The sequence below is a fragment of the Burkholderia sp. AW33-5 genome (assembly GCF_053427615.1).
This window is the reverse complement of sequence record NZ_JBSAXA010000014.1, coordinates 21,036-40,153: the sequence shown is the minus strand read 5'-3', so window position 1 is coordinate 40,153 and position 19,118 is coordinate 21,036. Positions and strand designations below refer to the sequence as shown.

26 protein-coding genes and 1 tRNA gene are annotated in these 19,118 nt (G+C 60.0%); 18 read left to right on the top strand and 9 right to left on the bottom strand.

Annotated features, from left to right (window positions below; translation table 11 throughout):
- Positions 1–163: 163 nt before the first annotated feature.
- Genes ACV22V_RS21515 through ACV22V_RS21500 form a run of 4 tightly spaced genes read left to right on the top strand, consistent with a single transcriptional unit; the run spans position 164 to position 1,168 of the window.
- The gene (locus ACV22V_RS21515) at positions 164–448 is read left to right on the top strand and encodes a hypothetical protein (protein ID WP_059530254.1); all 285 of its coding nucleotides are present in this window, start codon (positions 164–166) and stop codon (positions 446–448) included.
- Between the two features lie 47 nt (positions 449–495).
- On the top strand, positions 496–705 hold the full coding sequence (locus ACV22V_RS21510; protein WP_059530257.1) for a hypothetical protein: 210 nt from the start codon (positions 496–498) through the stop codon (positions 703–705).
- A 34-nt stretch (positions 706–739) separates the two neighbouring features.
- Positions 740–952, top strand: coding sequence for a 30S ribosomal protein S21 (gene rpsU / locus ACV22V_RS21505; protein WP_059530260.1), 213 nt, complete (start codon positions 740–742; stop codon positions 950–952).
- A 9-nt stretch (positions 953–961) separates the two neighbouring features.
- Positions 962–1,168 carry a hypothetical protein gene (locus ACV22V_RS21500; RefSeq protein ID WP_059530263.1) on the top strand — a complete coding sequence of 69 codons (207 nt, stop codon included), beginning with the start codon at positions 962–964 and terminating at the stop codon, positions 1,166–1,168.
- 301 nt (positions 1,169–1,469) lie between these two features.
- Here ACV22V_RS21500 and ACV22V_RS21495 read toward each other — a convergent pair whose 3' ends face one another.
- Positions 1,470–1,814: a cupin domain-containing protein gene (locus ACV22V_RS21495; RefSeq protein ID WP_448015515.1), complete on the bottom strand. Its 345-nt coding sequence runs from the start codon at positions 1,812–1,814 to the stop codon at positions 1,470–1,472.
- 561 nt (positions 1,815–2,375) lie between these two features.
- Positions 2,376–3,572: a reverse transcriptase domain-containing protein gene (locus ACV22V_RS21490; RefSeq protein WP_448015514.1), complete on the bottom strand. Its 1,197-nt coding sequence runs from the start codon at positions 3,570–3,572 to the stop codon at positions 2,376–2,378.
- Between the two features lie 965 nt (positions 3,573–4,537).
- On the opposite strand from ACV22V_RS21490, the gene ACV22V_RS21485 reads away from it, so the two are divergent.
- The 3 genes from ACV22V_RS21485 to ACV22V_RS21475 all read left to right on the top strand — a co-directional run bounded on the left by ACV22V_RS21485 (position 4,538) and on the right by ACV22V_RS21475 (position 5,706).
- Positions 4,538–4,981: a hypothetical protein gene (locus ACV22V_RS21485; protein ID WP_124478697.1), complete on the top strand. Its 444-nt coding sequence runs from the start codon at positions 4,538–4,540 to the stop codon at positions 4,979–4,981.
- 228 nt (positions 4,982–5,209) lie between these two features.
- A complete protein-coding gene (locus ACV22V_RS21480; RefSeq protein WP_260426055.1) occupies positions 5,210–5,332 on the top strand; it encodes a hypothetical protein in 123 nt (40 codons plus the stop codon).
- A 74-nt stretch (positions 5,333–5,406) separates the two neighbouring features.
- Complete coding sequence (locus tag ACV22V_RS21475; protein WP_448015513.1) at positions 5,407–5,706, top strand: hypothetical protein; 300 nt, start codon at positions 5,407–5,409, stop codon at positions 5,704–5,706.
- A gap of 116 nt (positions 5,707–5,822) precedes the next feature.
- Here the strand turns inward: ACV22V_RS21475 and ACV22V_RS21470 are convergent, their stop codons facing one another.
- Both ACV22V_RS21470 and ACV22V_RS21465 read right to left on the bottom strand, forming a co-directional pair.
- The gene (locus ACV22V_RS21470) at positions 5,823–6,131 is read right to left on the bottom strand and encodes a hypothetical protein (protein WP_448015561.1); all 309 of its coding nucleotides are present in this window, start codon (positions 6,129–6,131) and stop codon (positions 5,823–5,825) included.
- A 332-nt stretch (positions 6,132–6,463) separates the two neighbouring features.
- Positions 6,464–6,679, bottom strand: a complete 216-nt coding sequence (locus ACV22V_RS21465; protein WP_448015512.1) for a hypothetical protein — start codon at positions 6,677–6,679, stop codon at positions 6,464–6,466.
- 208 nt (positions 6,680–6,887) lie between these two features.
- On the opposite strand from ACV22V_RS21465, the gene ACV22V_RS21460 reads away from it, so the two are divergent.
- Entirely contained in the window at positions 6,888–7,988 is a 1,101-nt protein-coding gene (locus tag ACV22V_RS21460; RefSeq protein ID WP_448015511.1) for an HNH endonuclease, read from the top strand.
- A gap of 5 nt (positions 7,989–7,993) precedes the next feature.
- On the opposite strand, the gene ACV22V_RS21455 is transcribed toward ACV22V_RS21460, so the two are convergent.
- Positions 7,994–8,224, bottom strand: a complete 231-nt coding sequence (locus tag ACV22V_RS21455) for a hypothetical protein (protein ID WP_448015510.1) — start codon at positions 8,222–8,224, stop codon at positions 7,994–7,996.
- Between the two features lie 205 nt (positions 8,225–8,429).
- Here ACV22V_RS21455 and ACV22V_RS21450 point away from each other — a divergent pair, with 205 nt between their 5' ends.
- Entirely contained in the window at positions 8,430–9,272 is an 843-nt protein-coding gene (locus ACV22V_RS21450; RefSeq protein ID WP_441459250.1) for a DUF7946 domain-containing protein, read from the top strand.
- On the top strand, positions 9,265–9,834 hold the full coding sequence (locus ACV22V_RS21445; RefSeq protein ID WP_441459252.1) for a hypothetical protein: 570 nt from the start codon (positions 9,265–9,267) through the stop codon (positions 9,832–9,834). The genes ACV22V_RS21450 and ACV22V_RS21445 overlap by 8 nt, the downstream gene beginning before the upstream one ends.
- A gap of 75 nt (positions 9,835–9,909) precedes the next feature.
- Here the strand turns inward: ACV22V_RS21445 and ACV22V_RS21440 are convergent, their stop codons facing one another.
- Positions 9,910–10,047 (bottom strand): hypothetical protein, encoded by a 138-nt coding sequence (locus tag ACV22V_RS21440; RefSeq protein ID WP_448015509.1) that lies wholly within the window; start codon positions 10,045–10,047, stop codon positions 9,910–9,912.
- Positions 10,048–10,158: 111 nt separating this feature from the next.
- Here ACV22V_RS21440 and ACV22V_RS21435 point away from each other — a divergent pair, with 111 nt between their 5' ends.
- From ACV22V_RS21435 to trmB, 3 genes are all read left to right on the top strand, one after another.
- Complete coding sequence (locus ACV22V_RS21435; RefSeq protein ID WP_448015508.1) at positions 10,159–11,061, top strand: hypothetical protein; 903 nt, start codon at positions 10,159–10,161, stop codon at positions 11,059–11,061.
- Positions 11,062–11,245: 184 nt separating this feature from the next.
- Positions 11,246–11,320, top strand: a tRNA-Gly gene (locus ACV22V_RS21430).
- Positions 11,321–11,452: 132 nt separating this feature from the next.
- Complete coding sequence (trmB, locus tag ACV22V_RS21425) at positions 11,453–12,220, top strand: tRNA (guanosine(46)-N7)-methyltransferase TrmB (RefSeq protein WP_448015507.1); 768 nt, start codon at positions 11,453–11,455, stop codon at positions 12,218–12,220.
- 110 nt (positions 12,221–12,330) lie between these two features.
- Here the strand turns inward: trmB and ACV22V_RS21420 are convergent, their stop codons facing one another.
- From ACV22V_RS21420 to ACV22V_RS21410, 3 genes are all read right to left on the bottom strand, one after another.
- Positions 12,331–13,161, bottom strand: a complete 831-nt coding sequence (locus tag ACV22V_RS21420) for an undecaprenyl-diphosphate phosphatase (RefSeq protein WP_448015506.1) — start codon at positions 13,159–13,161, stop codon at positions 12,331–12,333.
- A gap of 78 nt (positions 13,162–13,239) precedes the next feature.
- A complete protein-coding gene (locus ACV22V_RS21415; RefSeq protein ID WP_059820188.1) occupies positions 13,240–13,821 on the bottom strand; it encodes a DUF1439 domain-containing protein in 582 nt (193 codons plus the stop codon).
- Positions 13,822–13,962: 141 nt separating this feature from the next.
- The gene (locus ACV22V_RS21410; RefSeq protein ID WP_448015505.1) at positions 13,963–14,280 is read right to left on the bottom strand and encodes a YkgJ family cysteine cluster protein; all 318 of its coding nucleotides are present in this window, start codon (positions 14,278–14,280) and stop codon (positions 13,963–13,965) included.
- Positions 14,281–14,450: 170 nt separating this feature from the next.
- Here ACV22V_RS21410 and hemN point away from each other — a divergent pair, with 170 nt between their 5' ends.
- The 5 genes from hemN (at position 14,451) to urtA (ending at position 19,112) form a co-directional block, all read left to right on the top strand.
- Positions 14,451–15,842: an oxygen-independent coproporphyrinogen III oxidase gene (gene hemN / locus ACV22V_RS21405; protein WP_448015504.1), complete on the top strand. Its 1,392-nt coding sequence runs from the start codon at positions 14,451–14,453 to the stop codon at positions 15,840–15,842.
- A gap of 72 nt (positions 15,843–15,914) precedes the next feature.
- A complete protein-coding gene (locus ACV22V_RS21400) occupies positions 15,915–16,172 on the top strand; it encodes a hypothetical protein (protein ID WP_059448113.1) in 258 nt (85 codons plus the stop codon).
- Between the two features lie 104 nt (positions 16,173–16,276).
- A complete protein-coding gene (locus ACV22V_RS21395) occupies positions 16,277–16,933 on the top strand; it encodes a protein-L-isoaspartate O-methyltransferase family protein (protein WP_448015503.1) in 657 nt (218 codons plus the stop codon).
- A gap of 14 nt (positions 16,934–16,947) precedes the next feature.
- Positions 16,948–17,271, top strand: a complete 324-nt coding sequence (locus ACV22V_RS21390; RefSeq protein WP_059820185.1) for a rhodanese-like domain-containing protein — start codon at positions 16,948–16,950, stop codon at positions 17,269–17,271.
- Positions 17,272–17,804: 533 nt separating this feature from the next.
- On the top strand, positions 17,805–19,112 hold the full coding sequence (urtA, locus tag ACV22V_RS21385; RefSeq protein WP_059530287.1) for an urea ABC transporter substrate-binding protein: 1,308 nt from the start codon (positions 17,805–17,807) through the stop codon (positions 19,110–19,112).
- Positions 19,113–19,118: the final 6 nt, after the last annotated feature.

The following is a 19,118-nucleotide window of genomic DNA, read 5'->3' as shown; positions in this document are numbered from 1 at the left end:
ACTCCACTCGCCGCTCGCCCCGCCGTCTACCCTCTCACTGCGTCGCGCCGTTACCCGCACGCATTGCCGCCCTTTTCACCCCACCCGTCACGCCGCGCCGCGGCGATACCGGTCGGATGCGTTCGTCCACGCGATTTGTCGCGACCGAACCCAGGAGTTCATCATGAGCATGCATCTCTATCGTGGCTTCGAAATCTATCCGCTGATCTACCCGCACATTCCGTCGCTGAATGGTAATCCGCACAACTACGACGGCGGCTTCGACGCGGCCGTGAAGATCTGCCTGCGCGGCACCACCGACACGCTGACCCGCAGCGAAACGTTCCGGCTGCTCGAGAACGCACCGTTCGAATCGGCGGGCGAAGCGCGCCGGGCGTCCGTACGCTACGCGGAGGAAATCATCGACGGCAATCGCGGCGAGCAGCCGCTCTTCGCCGATTCCCATTGACGCTTCCTGTCGCGGCAGCGCGGCGGCACTCTGATTCGGATGACGAAATGATCATCGATGAACTCCTCCGCCTGATCGAACGGCGCGAGATTTCCAGGACCGACGCGGTCCCGAACGACGGCCTCGCCGGTTCTGCGTTGCGTCACCAACCCGAGTTGCAGATGTTCGCTGCCGTACGCGCATTGTCGATCAGCGCCGGATATTCGGAATTCGAATCCGACGAGATCGCGAGTGCCGTCATGACCCGACTCGGCTAGCTTTCCTCCACGCATGTCTTGAAACAGGACCTACATGACGACGATCATCCTCAAGCCCGACGAACCTGTCGACGTCGCGCTCCGGCGCTTCCGTCGAAACATCGAGAAGACGGGCCTGATCCGCGAGTTGCGCGGTCGCACCAGCTATGAAAAGCCGACCACCGAGCGCAAGCGCAAGAAAGCCAGCGCCGTCGCGAGACAGCGCCTGCGCGCGAAACGCATGCTGCCGCCTCGCAAGCTCTACTAGGAGAGCGCCGTGTACCAGCCGACCGTCGAGGATCCTCCGTTCTTCCCATTGACGAAATGCGAGGTCGATTTCGATCGACAGAACGACGCGATCACGCTTCTGCCGAGCTTCTACGCGTTCGGCTGCGAGTACACCAGTCGCGGCCTCCTGATCGGCCGGGATGATGCATTCAGATTGATTGCCGCGATCGAAAAGGCGTTGAGCATCGAGCATTGAATGCCGCCTCGGCGTTATCGAATCGCGTTGTGCTGGTCAGTGACGCGCATGCGAGCGGCCTGACCGACTCTGGACTGGCCGAGAGCTTCTTTCGCATCGTCGAACCTGCGGGTTCGATCGGCACGCTCCCGTCACCACCGCTCTCGGAAGCGACAGGCAGTCGGCGCGATCGGTGGGATCGACGGGATAGCGGAACCGGCCGAGCGTGCGATCACGCTCGGTGAGTTGTTTCCGAACCGGAATGCGTTTCAACGCATCGATTCGACCGGCGCTCGTGCGCGAGTCGAATCGACGGGCCCGCTCAGGCAAACACGAAGTACTTGCGTACCGTCTCCACTACTTCCCACGTCCCTTTCATGCCGGGTTCGATGACGAACACGTCGCCGGCCTTCAGATGCACCGGCTCCTCGCCTTCCGGCGTGATGATGCAATAGCCTTCGAGGAAGTGGCAGTACTCCCATTTCTCGTAGTTCACCTCGAACTTGCCCGGCGTGCAGATCCACGTGCCCATGATCTTGCTGCCATCCTTCGAGAGGTAGGCGTTGAGGTTCACGGTGTGCGGATCGCCGCCGATGCGCTTCCACTTGGTCGCGTCGACGACCGGGGTCGGGCAGGTTTTGCGCAGAACGGTGATGAAATCGGACATGTCGGCTCCAGACTGACGATCGGGGTAAGAGGTCTGTCACGTTAGTTCGAAAGCGTCACTGGGGCTTGTATGCGTCCGACACCGACTCGTCTATTTTCGACACGGGCCTGCGTGCGGGCGCGCGTCGTGGCGCGTCGTGTTCCGGTCGGCCTTGCGTTGACGGACCGATTCGGGCCGATCCTTGACACCCGCTCCCGGCGATCCGTCGCTCAACCACAGAGCCCATACCTGCTTCGACGCAGGCGGCCAAAAACGGCTCGCTTGCAACATCCAAGCCAAACCCTGTAGAATTACGCGTTCTGCGGGCGTCGTATAATGGCCATTACCTCAGCTTCCCAAGCCCCTGCGCGTTAATAAGAACCACTAATCATGCGCGTTCTCACATCGGGTTTTCTGCCAGCTCCACGTAGCTCCACTGTTCATGCTGGGTTCACGGCGATGCCAGTTTTCACGCCAGCGCCGATAGCAAGAAGCTGACGATATAGCGATCGCATATTGCATCAACTCACCGGCCACATCGAATCAGAAACACGGGCCGCCACCGATCATCGGATCGCAAATTCAGCTCAGCCCCAAAAAATTGCGAGCCACCGGCGACAACTTGGCTAGTTCGATTCCGAGCCCCTCGCCATAGATCCTGCGGAGCACCCGCTGCTCCAACTTATCCAACTCGCGCCCCAGATCTTCAACGTTGTGGCACATGTCATAAGCCGCCAGATATCCGTTTCGCCTCAGCATAAGCGTATGACCCAGCTTTGGTAGCGCTATCCCTCGTGTCACGAGTTCTTGTACCGAGCCAAGCTTAAGCAAGTCATCGCGAATCGCTACGATTTGCTCTTGCGTCAGTTCAAGTCGGTAGCTTGACTGGTGGCGAACCAAGCTCACGCCAAGAAATTCGGCAGCCTGATCGGGTTCGTATATCACTGACTTCGAGCCGGGCCCAACCGGCGGTACAGTCAATCCGATCGGGGCAAGATGACGCGCGCAGAATTCAGCCACGCCCTCACACTCACCACGAGATGAGGCAAAGAAAATCAAGTCGTCTGCGTACCTGACCGCACGAAGACTCTGCTGCGCAATCGCGCGGTCAAACCCAGCCAGCATGATGTTGGAAAAGAATGGGGATAGCGGCATTCCCTGTCGCACGCCTCGCCCCACTTTAATGCCGAGTCGGCTGATCCTCTTCGCAACACTCCCCCTCGTCGCAGAAATCTCGCAACCAATCGCCTGCAGCAACAATGGATGGAGAGAGCGCTCGCGGATGACGGCTTTCAGCGCTCGCTCAAGATGCAATCGATCAATCGAGTCAAAAAAGGATGTGATATCCGTCTTGTAGACCCATCCATACTTCGCTCGAATCTCGCAAGCGTCGTGAACGGCCTTCTTCACTCCACGATCTTTCACGAAGCCGTAGCTGATCTTGTTGGCAAGCCGATCTGCGTAGCGATCCGAAAGAAAATTCAAAACCGCTCGCTGCACAATGCGATCTTGAACTGTCGGAACACAGATCAACCGATCCTTCCCTGGAGACTTCGGAATGAGGTGTGGTCGGAGATCGGAAAACTGGAACGCTTTGCGGTGCAAATCGCGAGCCAATCGATTGAGACGGGCCTTTTCGTCAGCACGAAAGTCGTTGATGGAGATATCATCGACGCCCGTAGTATTGCGGGATCGAGGTGAAGATTTCTTAAATAGAATGCCCCACGCCGCGCGTAGGGCATCAAGTGACAAAGCAGAATGGTATGCGTTTCTAGCCATATCTCAGGTGCTTCGCTGGCGTTGAACATCCCCCCTAGACCAGCGGCTGAAAGCCCCTTCGGCATCCTCGTTGCGGACCGCATCTTTCGATTCGGACCCGCCCCTGATTCCGCCGGTCACGCACACGCGATCGCTCGCATGTGCGCAGGTTGCCGATTGGTAACGTGCAGCGCAACCCGCAGAGATGCCCGTGGGCGCGGCACTTCGACCGAAGCAGCCGCCTCGATGCAAATACTTCTCATTCTCACCTCCATTACGCTGGTTTTGATTCCGGTGATGCAAGCGATGGCGGCCACGGCCGCGCAGACCAGCTTCCGGCCGGCGCAACGAGGGCGATGTTTTGAAGACATGCGCCGCGACGTTGCCGGCGCGCCCGCCTCCCTGCCTCGGGGATGCCCCACACGTTTGTTAATCGCCTTCCCAACAGTTCTAGGGACAGAAAGCGACCGGGTCGCCCCTTCGGCATCCTCGTTGCGGACCGCATCTTTCGATTCGGACCCGCCCCTGATTCCGCCGGTCACGCACACGCGATCGCTCGCATGGGCGCCAGAGGGCCGATTGGTAACGTGCAGCGCAACCCGCAGAGATGCCCGTGGGCGCTACCGAACGGAGCTATTGTGCCGGATGGGATCATCAGCAACAAATATTTCGTATGAACCGCTCCAGCGCTCCACCTTCAACTTTCCCCTCGCAGTTCCGCAGTAGCTAGCACCAACTTGGTGCGAGTTATCGCGAACCCGATTCAAGGAAGCAAAAGCTTGCAGCACGCATCGCGTGATAGCCTCGACCGCGCACCTGCCGCGACAACCTGTCGCACCGAAACATCGCGCACAAAAGCAAAAATCACTTGCACCGTCTTTCGTTGTTTTTGTGCAACACTTTGGCATCGCCACAAATTTTTTGTGATTTTTGGGCAGGCCTTTGTGAAATCGGTATAATTGACCCCAATGAGAAAGGGGTTAGCTATGCCGTCTGTGCAGGAAATGATCGCCCGGCGCCGCATGATTGCAAAGGAAATCGGTCGCTTGCAGGAAGAAATGCAGCATCTCGATAATGCAATTTGTGGAGCGTTTGAACAGGTAGCAACGATGTTCTCGCCAGGTGCGACGACGAGCTGGCCTGTTCATATCGAACACGCACCGTCAAATCCGTACCGCCGGAGGGTAGGCCCAACAGAAGAGGTGGAGGCACCGACTGGCGATCGGCGCCGACTGGTACCTGCCGTTTTGCAACTCCTGGAAGCTCACCGAGGGCCCATAAAAACTCGGGACATACTCGACTACTTGAAGATGTCAGGAATCGAGGTTGGCGGCAAGAATGAGATGAACAATCTGTCGGCTCACCTCTCCAGCACAGAGATGGTAGAGAGCACGCCGGAAGGCTGGGTCCTTCGAGGGCGAGGGCGCTAACTAACAGTAGCTATCCCTGATGTCGATGTAGCAAGAAAAAAGGTCTCAAGCGTTGCAGCGCAAGAGACCTTCGTAGAAAACGCGGCACTCAAAAGATCTCATGAGTGCAACGTCTTGGTGATGCTATTTGAGAGCCGCGATGATATGCCTTAGCAGGCAGGTATGTCAACGCCGGTTGGCGCTGAACATCAAGTTCCATGTTGAGATCGCTGACATAGGAGCCTCTACATGGCTACGAAGACCAGCGAAGAACGCGTCATCTACCGGATGACCATTACCGTAAAGGGACGAGTTATTCGTCGTCCGAACGGTCAGCCGTTCCGTATCGTGTTGCGCAATAAGTCGAAGTAACAACACCCGCAAACCCTCCCGGTACCTCCGGGAGGGTACAGCCAACGTTGTACAAATACGATATAGGAACGACCATGAAGAATTTCAATATCCGCGTCGAAATAATTCACGATGCCAACGCCAAGGACTACGCAGACCTCCATCAGCGAATGTCATCCGCTGGCTTTGGCACCGTGATCCGATTCAAGAACGGGCAAAGTGCACACCTCCCCCCAGCCGAATACGTCTATTCGACTGCTGCTGCAGAGACAGCCATGGGCGTACGCGACAAAGCCGGCGCAGTCGTGAGCACGGGCCTCAGGGCCGGGTTGTCCTTTCGACTCTACGTCGTTGAATTCGTCGATTGGGCAACCCACAATTTGATTGCCGCCTAATCGACGTGCTCCCGTCTCGCCGTCGCGTGCAGACAATGAAGCCAACGGATTGATGTCGGCGCGACATATGACTAGGGACCTCCGCAGAAGGCTCTACAGAGCCTTCTGGCTTCACCTTACTTCTTCCCGAAAGGCTCGTGCTTGTCTTTGAGCAGTTGATAGTAGGTACTTGCACCAGCCTTGGTCAGCTTCACCTCAGCAATGAATTTCTCGATGACATCCTTCCGAGTCACGTCCTTGACGGTTCGCATCCGCTTGTAGATTTCGGTCGCCAGTTCCATCTTCGTCGGCCTAGCCGGTACCGCCTTCGTTGCGGTATCGTTTCCCCGAGAGTTGGCCGTCGAAGTCGCCTGCTTTTGATCACCCGCAACTGGCTTGCCCGCTTTCTCGTCCTTGCTCGTTGCATCTTGCTTCTGATCGACCATGATCGCACTCCATTCGTTGAAAGTGCGTCCAGGGTCCAGCAGGTCGACCTTCGAGACAACGGCGAGCGCGCAACCACGGCCGACACTACGGCGACCATCGCAAAATCGGTGAGCAACAGTGACAGTTTTCACGTCACCCTCATCCGCATCTCCTCTATTCCCTTGATCTACCGGGAATTTCCGAGCTAGATCATCAGCTTTCCTAGATTCTGCCGTGGGGCCAACTCATGGCTGGCCCCGCTCTTCTAGTAGATAAGTCGCCGCTTTATCAACACAAGAAAAACACTTATCTGCAAATTAACGAACATCACGCAATTTGATCAGCACTACGATTAATCAAGCATCGGCTTGAGCGGGATGATGTCATCCCGAAGCGATGCCGTGATGTTGAAGGTCAACCAACCGAGGTCGGCATCGCACAGTACGACCTGCCTTGCACGACGAATGTAGAGATGCAACAGGTCGAAACAGTACTTCCGCTTGCGACCATCGAGCGTGCTCGACAACACATGCGAATATACCTGCTCGCTTTCATCGATCAGCACCACACCAACCCCTGAATCTGGTCCGGGCTGAGTGGTAGAAAATCTTCGCTGGGTTTGATATCGTCCATGCAGCAACTATCCGTAACCCACTCGATTCCCACAACAGCCTGTTCGAATGTCTTAATGAGCGGGTTCCCTTTATCCCCTGAGATCCATTTGTTCTATGCCGATATCAAACGACTATGGGGACGCCCAGCCAAATGAGTTCGCCATGAACCTCATCCGTGCGCTGAAAGCGGAAGGCTTTGAGGTCACTGCCACAACGCGGAGCCCATATGGCCCGCGAAAAACGTTGTGTATTACTTGGCGCGGCGTTCATGTCGGGAAGATGCACGAGGACCTTTGGAGCCGGAAGAAATCTCCATACGCCTGTTTGTACTGCTTTCCTGATGACAGCAAGTCCCTCTCGGTCGCACACGCTCCTCAAGGCTTCGACAAGAACGAGTTCTCCCAGCAACATGGGTGCAATCCGGACCTGCTGGATGTCAATCGTAACGACGGCAAATCGTATCTTTGGGTCAAAGACGAAGCGACGAGTCTGCTCCTGATGCGCGACTGGGCGAGAAGGATCGACGAAAAAATCCGGAATGACTCGCGCACCAGTTCGGAGGAGCCGCCCGAGTCGCACCAAAATCGGCGCGAATCGGATTGGTCCATGCCCGAATTGAGAGCGTCGGTCGCCGCGTATCTCGACATGGCACGTCGTTTCCGGCATGGGCAACCGGTTGTAAAGAAGCAGGTCTATCGAGACCTCTCCGCGAAAACCGGTCGGTCCGAAGAGTCGTGTGAATTCAGGATGAGGAACATTTCCCATGTCTTAGCTCTCATGGGACGGGACTGGATACCCGGCCTCCCACCGGCAAAGAACGTTGGAGTGAGGGTCACTGAGCAGATAGAAACGCTCATCTGCGAACTGGAAAGCCGCCGCGAATCGGCGAGGGCTACCGAAGCAGCTACGGTCGCCAAGCTTCGCAAGACGCTGAAGCAACGCCCCGCAGGAAGCAAAACGCCCCAAAAGACTACATCAACCACGACCAGCATCGTACGGGATCCGCAGGTCAAAGCATGGGTGCTGGAGCGAGCAAATGGGACATGCGAGGCTTGCGACCAACCGGCTCCGTTTATCGGCGCAGACGGCTTCCCATTTCTGGAGGTCCATCATCTCCGCAGACTTGCGGACGATGGATCGGACACGCCAGAGAACGCCGTCGCCGTTTGCCCGAACTGCCATCGACGACTTCACTTCTCAGAAAATGCTCGTGCGTACCGAGAAACGCTCTATGGAAAGGTGTCCGATCTGGTACGCGAATAGATAGCTCAGGAATTGTGCGGGCGATCGCTGTACGTCGCCCATGCCGATTCGATGAGCCTCGCGTCCACCCTGCTCGCCTCGAATCCCGGTACGTTTTCGAAAAGCATCAGCAGACTTTCAGCGAAATCTGTTCGCGAGAGGTCGCCGCCGAAATCTTCTCGAACTGCGATAGCCAGATCGAGAAGTTGCTCGATGGTCAGCAGCGGAAAATTGTTGGGGTGTTGGGTGTCATCCATGCGATGACTATCCCTAAGCCCCAAGAGAGAAACAACGGCTAGACCATTCGATCTCGATCCGCACATAAAATTATCTGTGTCGACGCGTACATTCGGGCCGACCCACAACTAATAATAATTCTCACTTCCACATCACGCACCAGCCGCTTACGCGGCTTGTACTTCTGTGGTAACGTGCAAAAAACGGGGATTAAAATAGCAACGTATGACTCAGCCTAGCGAAGAAAAAGAAGTAAGCGCCCTCATCCGTGTTGAAGGCGGCACCGCAGACGAAGGCATCTTAGATTTGCACGACGGAGCTAAGACTATGCTCGGGATCGCTCGAGCAGTTAACATTGCTAGCCACGCGTTTGCCAACAACGACCAGATTCGCACCCGTGCCGACAGAGCTCATGGCGTCCAAGCGTTCGTCCACTCATCCCTCAAAGGTTGCTTCGAAGAGCGCATCGACATTAGATTCAATGCGACAACAATCAAGCGAATCGGCCCCAGTAAGTTGGTCAATAGCTTTTGGGACTATCTAACTTGCTGCTGGTCTGCGGCGCTGGGACTGTCGTATACACCAGAAACCGCATATGTTGAGGCCACTCTTAGCAGAGACCCTGATTTTATACATGAAATCGCTGATGCGCTAGAGTCGGCGATGAGAGAATTGCAACGTCCTATTGAATCAAACGATAGCGTAAGTATCACCTTGGCTCGTTTGCGCAAAGGCGATCTGCTCACAATGAATTGGCAAACGCGCGACTTCGTAACCGTTCGCGAAATAAAAGCCGACAAACGAATAATTCGAGGCAACATCACGAGATATAACGTTCTTAGTGATTTTGGCCGCCTCTACTCCGATGAAGACGGGAAAGTAATTTCCTTTGAAATAGCCAAAAGCTCCGGAAACAAAGTTAAGAAACTTGTAGTCAATTCCATGGAGAAACGCATAGACGGCCTGACAGGAAAACTACAACTCAAGGTGTCATCCATTGAAAGCGCACAAGGATTTGTGAAGCGGTATGTAATCCATGACGCAACCCCGATCCAAGGCGATGACTAACACTCCAAGCTTGTTTTGTGTATTGCACACATCAAACTGCATGCTGATGTCGGAATGGGGTGTCTATTGGCAAGCCCTTGGAACGTTCGCCGCAGTAATCTTCGGCGTATTCGGACTCTATAAGATTCGCGCGGAACTCAAACGCCTTAACGAACAACGAGAGAAGGAGATTACAGATAGAGATGCGGCCGCAAAATTAAAAAGAACAGAGTTTTTCTTAAATCAGCATCGCCGACTTTTTGACAATCCAGAGCTATACGCCGTGCTGTGCTTGGTTGACTCCGACAATGAGGCTCTAGCCAATACCGACATGTGGGATCGGAAGAGAAAATTTATTACCTTTTTCGAAGAAATTCAAATCCTCATCGACAGCGGTCAGCTGGACAAGCAAGTCGCCCTCTACATGTTTGGCCATTACGCTAGATGCGCCATGTACGGCAGCAATTTTCAAGTGGGTATAGCCATGACCGAAGCGTATTGGCGTCTGTTTTTTCGCTTTGTGCGAGACGCTGACGATTTCTTTGAAAAAAATCCGAACGGCCCAGAATCGGTCTCCCTTTGACCCCCATAAGGTGAGCCTCCCTCAGCATCGCTGCCAGGAGTATGACCGCTCACCGACCTAAATCTCTGAACATCCTCAAGAAACATCAGCAGTTTGTCGTTGAAATCTGCCGCGAGAGGTTGCAGCCACAACATCGCACGCTGTAGCAGCCAGATCACGAATTTGATCGATGGTCAGCATCGAGAAATCGATGGAGCGTCGAATATTGTCCATGCGACGACTATCTCGGCAATTTCGTGGTCTGGACAACTAAGCGACCAACGGCACAAATCGACACGAAGTTGGCATTTGATATGCTGCCGCAGGTACATCTGGGAGGAGCGCATGCGAAGTTTTCAGGGAGCAGTGCTATTCGTCGATATGCTAGGCTTCAGTGCACTTACCAGAGGCACACTTAGCCTTGGCATAGACGAGTGCAAGCCGTGGAAGGTTGACTCACATGGCAATTTCCCGCACCAGCTACTCGCCGCAAAGATTTTATTGGCGTTTCGCAATGTGCTGGTGACGACGAAAGAAAAATTTCCCGACGTAAGGGTGGCGCAGTTGTCAGACTGTGCATTTCTCTGGTCAGCCAACGTAGGAGTGGTAGGAGATGCCGGACGCCATCTGATGAACGAGGCCGCACTGAATGGGCTTCTGTGCCGCGGAGGGTTCTCCATTGGAGACATTCACGAACCAGAAAAAGTGAACCGCTCCCTGGGGGCGTTTATCGTTGGCGATGCAGTGACTCGAGCAGCAACCTACGAGACTGCGGGCAAAGGCATGCGCATTTTCACCGACCAAGATGCCGCTCACGGTCTGTTGACAATACGACCCAATGAAGCGTTTCACCAGCTCATCAATCCATTGACGGGCGAGATTGTTGACGAATGGCAGTGGTATGCGCCAAGCCAATCAATGTGCGCTCAGCAAGACAAAGCTGGATTGCGGCAGAAGATAGATCGCTTGGTCGGTTGCTATGCGACGCTTCGATATTCACCAAAGCTAGCCTGGAGTGCAACGACACCCGAAGGGCGCCGCCAGATAGCCTGTTCTGTCGTTACGTTGTCCGAGGCGATTGATAAACTGGATGGAAACAGCGGTAGATACCGGCTATCCATCGAACACCTGTTGCCAGCCTTGGACAACGGAGGACGCTCCGACCGTACTTGTAAGAAAATCCGAGAACAGTTCGTGAGCGAACTGATAGCACCAAACCAGGCCGTTCTGCGAGGCAGAAAAAGATGAGGTCCGCTGGTCGAAGTCCCATTCAACTACTTTGTGAGCGATTGTTTCCGGCTGACCTCAGACCATCGCTCACCAACGCCAGCGACGCCACCGCTCCGGCATCGAGCCATGCCAGTTTCGATGCCAGCAGCCAGAATCCGACGCTTGCCATCCCCACCCGAACCCCTGTAGAATTACGCGTTCTGCGGGCGTCGTATAATGGCCATTACCTCAGCTTCCCAAGCTGATGACGTGGGTTCGATTCCCATCGCCCGCTCCACCTTCGGCTGCTCGCAGCCTGCGCAAGAGCCGCCTCGTCGAAGGCGGCTTTTTTGTACCATCTGCCGGTTCATCCGGTAGCGCCGCTGCGCATGACGGGCCCGCGCCCGAACCGAGCCTTTCTCTGTCACCGATGATGCACGACGATCCGAACGAAGCCGGCCTGCCGCCGGACGACGCCGCCCTTCCCGACGAAGCCGCCGACGGCGCCGACGAAGTCAACCCGCTGCACCGCCGCCGCATCCGCAGCTTCGTGACGCGCGCCGGCCGCGTGTCGACCGGCCAGCGCCGCGCGCTCGACGATCTCGGCCCGCACTTCGTCGTCCCGTACGCGGCGGAAATCCCGGACTGGGACGCCGTGTTCGGCCGCCGCGCGCCGCGCATCCTGGAGATCGGTTTCGGGATGGGCGCATCGACCGCGGAAATCGCCGCGCACCGCCCGGGCGACGACTTCCTCGGCGTCGAGGTGCACGAGCCGGGTGTCGGCGCGCTGCTGAAGCTGATCGGCGAGCAGGACCTGCCGAACATCCGCATCATCCAGCACGACGCGGTCGAGGTGCTCGAGCACATGCTCGCGCCGGAAAGCCTCGACGGCGTGCACATCTTCTTCCCGGATCCGTGGCACAAGGCGCGCCACCACAAGCGCCGGCTGATCCAGCCGCCGCTCGTCGCGCATCTCGCCTCGCGCCTGAAGCCCGGTGCATACCTGCACTGCGCGACCGACTGGCAAAACTACGCGGAACAGATGCTGGAAGTGCTCGGCGCCGAACCGACGCTCGAAAACACGGCCGCCGACTACGCGCCGCGCCCCGACTACCGCCCCGTCACGAAGTTCGAACGGCGCGGGCTGCGGCTCGGCCACGGCGTGTGGGACCTGGTGTTCCGCAAACGCGCCAGCTGAACACGGCGCGCAACGCACGCTACCTGCCGCGCAATGACGAACGGCCCGACCGGCATCTGCTGCCGATCGGGCCGTTTTCTATTGGATGCGCCGTCGCCTCCGCACCGGCATCACGCCCAGTTCAGCCACCCGCTGTAACCCACCAGCAGCACGAACAGGCCGAACGCGATCCGGTACCACGCGAACACGGTGAAGTCGTGCGTCGCGACGAAACGCAACAGCCAGCGCACGCACACGAACGCGCTGACGAACGCGGCCACGAGCCCGAGCGCGAACAGGCCGAGCGCATCGACCGTGAACGCCTGCCAGTCCTTGACCGTTTCATAGAGCGTCGCGCCGAAGATGATCGGAATCGCGAGAAAGAACGAGAATTCGGTCGCGACGCGCCGGTCGAGGCCGAACAGCATCCCGCCGATGATCGTCGAACCCGAACGCGACATGCCCGGCACCAGCGCGAAACATTGCGCGATGCCGACTTTCAGCGCGTCGAGCGGCGTGAGCGCATCGACCGACTGCACGCGCGGCGGCTCGCCGCGTTCGCGCTGCCGCGCCTCGGCCCACAGGATGATCGCGCCGCCGACGACGAGCGCGAACGCGACCGGCACCGGCGAGAACAGCACGGCCTTGATCTTCTTCTCGAACAGCAGGCCGAGCGCGATCGCGGGAATCGTCGCGATCACGACGTTCAGCGTAAAGCGCCGCGCGTCGGGCCGGCTCGGCAGCCCGGTCACGATGGACACGATCCGTTGCCGGTATTCCCAGCAGACCGCGAGGATCGCGCCGAACTGGATCACGACGTCGAAGGTCTTCGTGTGCGCATCGTTGAAATTCAGGAAGCTGCCCGCGACGATCAGGTGGCCGGTGCTCGACACCGGGAGGAATTCCGTCAGCCCCTCGACGACGCCGAGGATCAATGCCTTGCAGATCAGGATCCAGTCCATCCGTGGCCCAACTCCGAAGTAGTCGAAAGAAAGGGCCGCGTCACCGCCGCGGCCCGCCCGGCCGCGCGCGGTGCGCCGTCACTTTTCGACGATCGCCACGCGTATGCCGTTTGTAAGAATCGTAATTGTACCGGGTTCGTAGTTCACGCCGGCAAATTGCAGCTGCTCGGGCTTGAACGTGTAGATCGGGTAGTTGGTCAGCACCTGCGTCGCGAGCAGGCCGGCGGCCGCGCCGACCTGTTGCGCGTACATCTGCGCGTTGCCGTCGAGCACGAGGCTGTCGACGGCCGGCGCCTTCAGCACGACCGAGCGGCTCGGCGCGTCGTAAGCGAGCTGGCCCGACACGATGAACTTGCCGCTCACCGGTTCGCGCAGGAACGGACTCGCGAAATGCGCGTCGAGCTGCACGGCGACGCGGTTCTGGTCGGGCAGCAGGTTGACGGCCGGATTGGCGAGCGACACGTCGACCACCTGCGCGACCGTCTTCTGGTACGGAAACTTGCGCGCGACGGCTTTCTGCACGTCGCCGCGCGAGAACGTGTAGTGATCGGGGATGAACGGGAACGTCGACGCGCAGGCGGCGAGCGATACCGACACGCCGATGGCGCCGGCGCAGGCGGCGAGGAAGCGGCGCCGGCCGGGCGTGCAAGATGCGGTCATGCTGAACAATCTCCTGTATCGGGCGAAGCGGCAGTCGGGTTACCGGCTCGGCCGCAAGCGGTGCCGGGGACCGAAGTTAGTGCTTCGGCGCATGTCGCCGGTTCCATGCGCATGCCAGTGGACGGCAGCGCGGGCAATGCGTCAGCGGGCCGCGCCGGCGCCGGGCGACGGCTGCGTCGCGACCTCGAGGCACGTCAGCCACGCGAGCGCGTCGTCGCGCGACGCACCGCACATCTCGGCGGACGGCTGCAGCCCCGAACAGCACGCGGGACGCTCGGGCCGGCCGAAGATCCGGCAGCGCAGGTCGTCGCCGAGCTGCACGCAGCGCACGCCGGCCGGCTTGCCGTCGGGCATCCCCGGAATCGGCGAGGAAATCGACGGTGCGATGCAGCACGCGCCGCACGCCTCGCGGCACGCATGCGGCGGCGGGACATCGGCGGGCGCCGGACGGACAGACATTTCGACGGACACTCTGCTCTCTCACGAACAACGAAAAACGGTGCGGCAACCGGACGCAGCGTGCGGCGGCCCACTGCGCATTGTGCCACCGCCGGCTGCGACGTTATTACACAATGCAGCCGGAATGCGCGTTTATATACTCGAAAGCATCTAAAAAGCGCGAGACCATCATGAGTTCCGGTTCTGCCGACACCCTGTTCCGTCCCGATTTGCTCGCGAAGTACGGCGCGAACGGGCCGCGCTATACGTCCTACCCCACCGCGCTGCAGTTCCGCGACGATTTCGACTCGGCCGACTACGTGCGCGCCGCGGGCGACCCCGGCGCGTCGTCGAGCGACCTGTCGCTGTACTTCCACATCCCCTTCTGCAACACGGCCTGCTTCTATTGCGGCTGCAACAAGATCGCGACCAACAACCGCCGCCGCGCGCGCCCGTATCTCGAGCAACTGAAGCGCGAGCTGGCGCTGCAGGCCGCGCTGTTCGATCCCGCGCGCCCGGTCACGCAGCTGCACTGGGGCGGCGGCACGCCGACCTTCCTGTCCGACGACGAAACGGCCGAGCTGATGGTGGCCACCCGCGAACACTTCGCGCTCGCGCCGGACGCCGACGCGGAGTTCTCGATCGAGATCGACCCGCGCACGGTCACGCCCGCGACGCTCGTGCACCTGCGCAACATCGGCTTCAACCGGCTGAGCCTCGGCGTGCAGGATTTCGACCCGGTCGTGCAGCAGGCGATCAACCGGATCCAGCCGCTCGCGATGACGGCCGACCTGCTGTCGACCGCACGCACGACGGGCTTCCATTCGGTCAGCGTCGACCTGATCTACGGGCTGCCGCACCAGACGGTCGCCGTGTTCGCGCGCACGCTCGAGACGATCATCGAACTCGCGCCCGACCGCCTCTCGGTATTCGGCTACGCGCACATGCCGCACCTGTTCAAGATGCAGCGGCAGATCGACGACGCGACGCTGCCGCCGCCCGCAACGCGCGTCGCGCTGCTCGGCCTCGCGATCGACATGCTGACGCAGGCCGGCTACGTGTACATCGGGATGGATCACTTCGCGCGGCCGACCGACGAACTCGTACGTGCGCAGCGAAACGGCACGCTGCAGCGCAATTTCCAGGGCTACAGCACGCGCGCGGATACGGACCTGGTCGGCTTCGGCGTGTCGTCGATCGGCAAGGTCGGCGACGTCTACGCGCAGAACGCGAAGGACCTCCCGGCGTATGGCGCCGCGCTCGACGCGGGCCGGCTGCCGATCGCGCGCGGCGTGCGGCTCACGGCCGACGACCGGCTGCGCCGGGACGTGATCACCCAGCTGATGTGCAACCTCGAACTGCCGTTCTCGCATATCGAGGCCGCGCACGGGATCCGCTTCGCCGATCACTTCGCACGCGAGCTCGACGCGCTGCGCGCGTTCGAGCAGGACGGGTTGCTGACCATCGCCGGCGACCGCCTGACGATCCACCCCGCCGGCCGGATGGTCGTGCGCAACATCGCAATGGCGTTCGACGCCTACCTCGGCCAGACGCCGCGGCAACGCTACTCGCGCACCGTCTGACGCCGCACGGCCGCATGCGGGCGGCCGGTTTGATAAAGTAAGGGGCTCAACGCCCCTGCAAGAACCCGCACGATGCGCACCACCAAAGCAACCAACGCGGTCGAACGCCTGAAGACCCGTTCCGGCAACCCGCAATTCGCGGCCGTCGCGATGGCGGGCGGCCTGTTCTATCTGGTCGACCGCTCCGGCGGCACTGCCGAGAAGCGCAGCGAGCCGCTGCCGCTCGACGAATTCGTCAGGTTCGTCGACGAATTCGGCCCCAAAAAGCCGCGCAAGGCGAGCAAGCTCGACCTCGCATTCGAGGCGCAGATCAAGAAGAGCAAGGGGTAAAGGTCTGTTGCAGGCCGTCTGAAGGCTTCGCCGCTGCCCCGTTTGGTACAATCACGAAGTTTCTCTACCCCCGCTGATGGCCGACCTGGCTGCGTGACCACACCATGAATATCGAAAACGCGCGTTTCAACATGATCGAACAACAGATCCGGCCGTGGGACGTGCTGGATCTGGACGTCCTGGGCCTGCTGGCGATCGTCAAGCGTGAAAACTACGTGTTGCCCGAACACCGCGATCTCGCGTTCGCCGACCTCGAGCTGCCGCTGCCCGGCGGCAGCAGCAAGATGCTGTTTCCGCGCGTCGAAGCGCGCGTGCTGCAGGAACTGTCGGTCAAGAAGCACGAAAACGTGCTCGTGATCGGCGCGGGTTCGGGCTACCTGGCCGCGCTGTTCGCGCATCGCGCACAGCACGTGACGGCCGTCGATATCGATCCGACCATCGCAAAGTTCGCGGCGGACAACCTGCGCAACGACGGCGTGACGAACGCGGAAGTCGTGCTCGGCGACGGCTCGCTCGGCTGGCCCGACAAGGCGCCGTACGACGTGATCTGCGTCGCGGGCGGCCTGCCGGTCGTGCCGCAGCAGATGCTCGAACAGCTGAAGATCGGCGGCCGCCTGTCGGCGTTCGTCGGCGGCCGTCCGGTGATGAAGGCGCAAATCATCACGCGAATCGACGACAAGCAGTACCGTGTCGCCGACGTGTTCGAAACCTACGTCAATCACCTCGTCAACGCGATCGAACCGTCGCGCTTCAAATTCTGAGCGGCGGAGCTTCCATGCAGATCCTGACGCCCGCGATGCTCGCGGAATGGCTTCGCGATCCGGCGCGTCCCGCGCCGATCGTGCTCGACGTACGCGAGCCGTGGGAAATCTCGACCGCGCAGATCGCCGGCAGCATGTCGATCCCGATGCAGCAGATCCCCGCGCGCAGCGAGGAGCTCGACGACGAAGCGGAAATCGTCTGCGTGTGCCATCACGGGATGCGCAGCGCCCAGGTCGCGATGTTCCTCGAATCGCGCGGCTTCACGAAGCTGTACAACCTGCAAGGCGGGATCGACGCGTGGTCGCGTGATGTCGATCCGTCCGTGCCGCGTTACTGAGTGACTGACCTTCCGGCGGCGCATCGCGCGCCGCCACGGCGACCGGCCCGTTACAGCCGATCGCTCCGATCCGCCGAACGGGCGCGCATGGCGCGCCCGTTTGCGTTTCTGCTTCCTCCTTCTTCGATTGCTTCAGCGCGTCGCCCATCCGCGTTCGTTCGATGACGACCGGTGGCGGGCACCCGAACATGGCCCCCCGTCGAGCGAAGCGCCTCGCCCTTCCCGTCGCACTTCACGACCACGCCGGCACGACGCGGCCGGATGCATGCGCGGCGATCACGTTCCGCACGTCCCTAAACAAGTGACCTTCGCGCTCGCACCCGCGCGCACGCCGTGCACCATTTGCGCCCGCGCGACTGCACCGCAACGGATCGCGCATGCTGCACGACGCGTCACGCGCACCACGCCGACGCCCCGCGCCACCCCGCACAGGCACGCCCGGCGTGCATCGGTGCGACTGGCACATGCCTTGCGTTAGTCCGATGCCGGCGCCGACACGGCGCACGCCTATCCAACACGTCAAGGGGAACTCGATGAAACGTCGCAGTCTGCTGAAGTTCGGTTCGATGGCTGGTGCACTCGCGCTGGCGGGCAAGAGTCCGTTCGCGCACGCGGCCGATGCGGGCACGGGTCCGATCAAGGTCGGCATCCTGCATTCGCTGTCGGGCACGATGGCAATCTCCGAAACGTCGCTGAAGGACACGGCGCTGATGACGATCGCCGACATCAACAAGAGCGGCGGCGTGATGGGGCGCAAGCTCGAGCCCGTGGTCGTCGACCCCGCATCCAACTGGCCGCTGTTCGCCGAGAAGGCGCGCCAGCTGCTCACGCAGGACAAGGTCGCGTGCGTGTTCGGCTGCTGGACGTCGGTGTCGCGCAAGTCGGTGCTGCCGGTGTTCGAGGAACTGAACGGCCTGCTCTACTACCCGGTGCAATATGAAGGCGAGGAAATGTCGCGCAACGTGTTCTACACGGGCGCCGCGCCGAACCAGCAGGCGATCCCCGCCGTCGAGTACCTGATGAGCGCGGAAGGCGGCGGCGCGAAGCGCTTCTTCCTGCTCGGCACCGACTACGTGTATCCGCGCACGACCAACAAGATCCTGCGTGCATTCCTGAAATCGAAGGGCGTGAAAGACGCCGACATTCAGGAGGTCTACACGCCGTTCGGCCACAGCGATTACCAGACGATCGTCGCGAACATCAAGAACTTCGCGCAGGGCGGCAAGACGACCGTGATCTCGACGATCAACGGCGATTCGAACGTGCCGTTCTACAAGGAGCTCGGCAACCAGGGGATCAAGGCGACCGACGTGCCGGTGGTCGCGTTCTCGGTCGGCGAGGAAGAGCTGCGCGGGATCGACACGAAGCCGCTCGTCGGCCATCTCGCCGCGTGGAACTACTTCATGTCGGTGAAGAACCCGACGAACACGAAGTTCAAGGACCAGTTCGCCGCGTGGGTGAAGGCGAACAACCTGCCGGGCGGCGCGAAGCGCGTGACCAACGATCCGATGGAAGCGACCTACGTCGGCATCCACATGTGGAAGCAGGCGGTCGAGAAGGCGAAGAGCACCGACGTCGACAAGGTGCGCGTCGCGATGATCGGACAGACGGTTGCCGCGCCGTCGGGCTTCACGCTCTCGATGGACGGCAACCATCACCTGCACAAGCCGGTGATGATCGGCGAGATTCGCGGCGACGGGCAGTTCAACGTCGTGTGGAAGACGAAGACGGCCGTGCGCGCGCAGCCGTGGAGCCCATTCATCGCGGGCAACCAGGGCAAGCCGGACGTCGTCAGCTCGATCCCGGCGTTCCTGCGCCGGCAGCGCGCGGCGCTCGCCTGATGCGAT

What these genes read in the sequence shown, in the direction of transcription:
- ACV22V_RS21515 (WP_059530254.1), top strand. Translation starts at nt 164, where the DNA reads ATGAGCATGCATCTCTATCGTGGCTTCGAAATCTATCCGCTGATCTAC.
- ACV22V_RS21510 (WP_059530257.1), top strand. Translation starts at nt 496, where the DNA reads ATGATCATCGATGAACTCCTCCGCCTGATCGAACGGCGCGAGATTTCC.
- rpsU (WP_059530260.1), top strand. Translation starts at nt 740, where the DNA reads ATGACGACGATCATCCTCAAGCCCGACGAACCTGTCGACGTCGCGCTC.
- ACV22V_RS21495 (WP_448015515.1), bottom strand. Translation starts at nt 1,814, where the DNA reads ATGTCCGATTTCATCACCGTTCTGCGCAAAACCTGCCCGACCCCGGTC.
- ACV22V_RS21490 (WP_448015514.1), bottom strand. Translation starts at nt 3,572, where the DNA reads ATGGCTAGAAACGCATACCATTCTGCTTTGTCACTTGATGCCCTACGC.
- ACV22V_RS21485 (WP_124478697.1), top strand. Translation starts at nt 4,538, where the DNA reads ATGCCGTCTGTGCAGGAAATGATCGCCCGGCGCCGCATGATTGCAAAG.
- ACV22V_RS21480 (WP_260426055.1), top strand. Translation starts at nt 5,210, where the DNA reads ATGGCTACGAAGACCAGCGAAGAACGCGTCATCTACCGGATGACCATT.
- ACV22V_RS21475 (WP_448015513.1), top strand. Translation starts at nt 5,407, where the DNA reads ATGAAGAATTTCAATATCCGCGTCGAAATAATTCACGATGCCAACGCC.
- ACV22V_RS21470 (WP_448015561.1), bottom strand. Translation starts at nt 6,131, where the DNA reads ATGGTCGATCAGAAGCAAGATGCAACGAGCAAGGACGAGAAAGCGGGC.
- ACV22V_RS21460 (WP_448015511.1), top strand. Translation starts at nt 6,888, where the DNA reads ATGAACCTCATCCGTGCGCTGAAAGCGGAAGGCTTTGAGGTCACTGCC.
- ACV22V_RS21455 (WP_448015510.1), bottom strand. Translation starts at nt 8,224, where the DNA reads ATGGATGACACCCAACACCCCAACAATTTTCCGCTGCTGACCATCGAG.
- ACV22V_RS21450 (WP_441459250.1), top strand. Translation starts at nt 8,430, where the DNA reads ATGACTCAGCCTAGCGAAGAAAAAGAAGTAAGCGCCCTCATCCGTGTT.
- ACV22V_RS21445 (WP_441459252.1), top strand. Translation starts at nt 9,265, where the DNA reads ATGACTAACACTCCAAGCTTGTTTTGTGTATTGCACACATCAAACTGC.
- ACV22V_RS21440 (WP_448015509.1), bottom strand. Translation starts at nt 10,047, where the DNA reads ATGGACAATATTCGACGCTCCATCGATTTCTCGATGCTGACCATCGAT.
- ACV22V_RS21435 (WP_448015508.1), top strand. Translation starts at nt 10,159, where the DNA reads ATGCGAAGTTTTCAGGGAGCAGTGCTATTCGTCGATATGCTAGGCTTC.
- trmB (WP_448015507.1), top strand. Translation starts at nt 11,453, where the DNA reads ATGATGCACGACGATCCGAACGAAGCCGGCCTGCCGCCGGACGACGCC.
- ACV22V_RS21420 (WP_448015506.1), bottom strand. Translation starts at nt 13,161, where the DNA reads ATGGACTGGATCCTGATCTGCAAGGCATTGATCCTCGGCGTCGTCGAG.
- ACV22V_RS21415 (WP_059820188.1), bottom strand. Translation starts at nt 13,821, where the DNA reads ATGACCGCATCTTGCACGCCCGGCCGGCGCCGCTTCCTCGCCGCCTGC.
- ACV22V_RS21410 (WP_448015505.1), bottom strand. Translation starts at nt 14,280, where the DNA reads ATGTCTGTCCGTCCGGCGCCCGCCGATGTCCCGCCGCCGCATGCGTGC.
- hemN (WP_448015504.1), top strand. Translation starts at nt 14,451, where the DNA reads ATGAGTTCCGGTTCTGCCGACACCCTGTTCCGTCCCGATTTGCTCGCG.
- ACV22V_RS21400 (WP_059448113.1), top strand. Translation starts at nt 15,915, where the DNA reads ATGCGCACCACCAAAGCAACCAACGCGGTCGAACGCCTGAAGACCCGT.
- ACV22V_RS21395 (WP_448015503.1), top strand. Translation starts at nt 16,277, where the DNA reads ATGAATATCGAAAACGCGCGTTTCAACATGATCGAACAACAGATCCGG.
- ACV22V_RS21390 (WP_059820185.1), top strand. Translation starts at nt 16,948, where the DNA reads ATGCAGATCCTGACGCCCGCGATGCTCGCGGAATGGCTTCGCGATCCG.
- urtA (WP_059530287.1), top strand. Translation starts at nt 17,805, where the DNA reads ATGAAACGTCGCAGTCTGCTGAAGTTCGGTTCGATGGCTGGTGCACTC.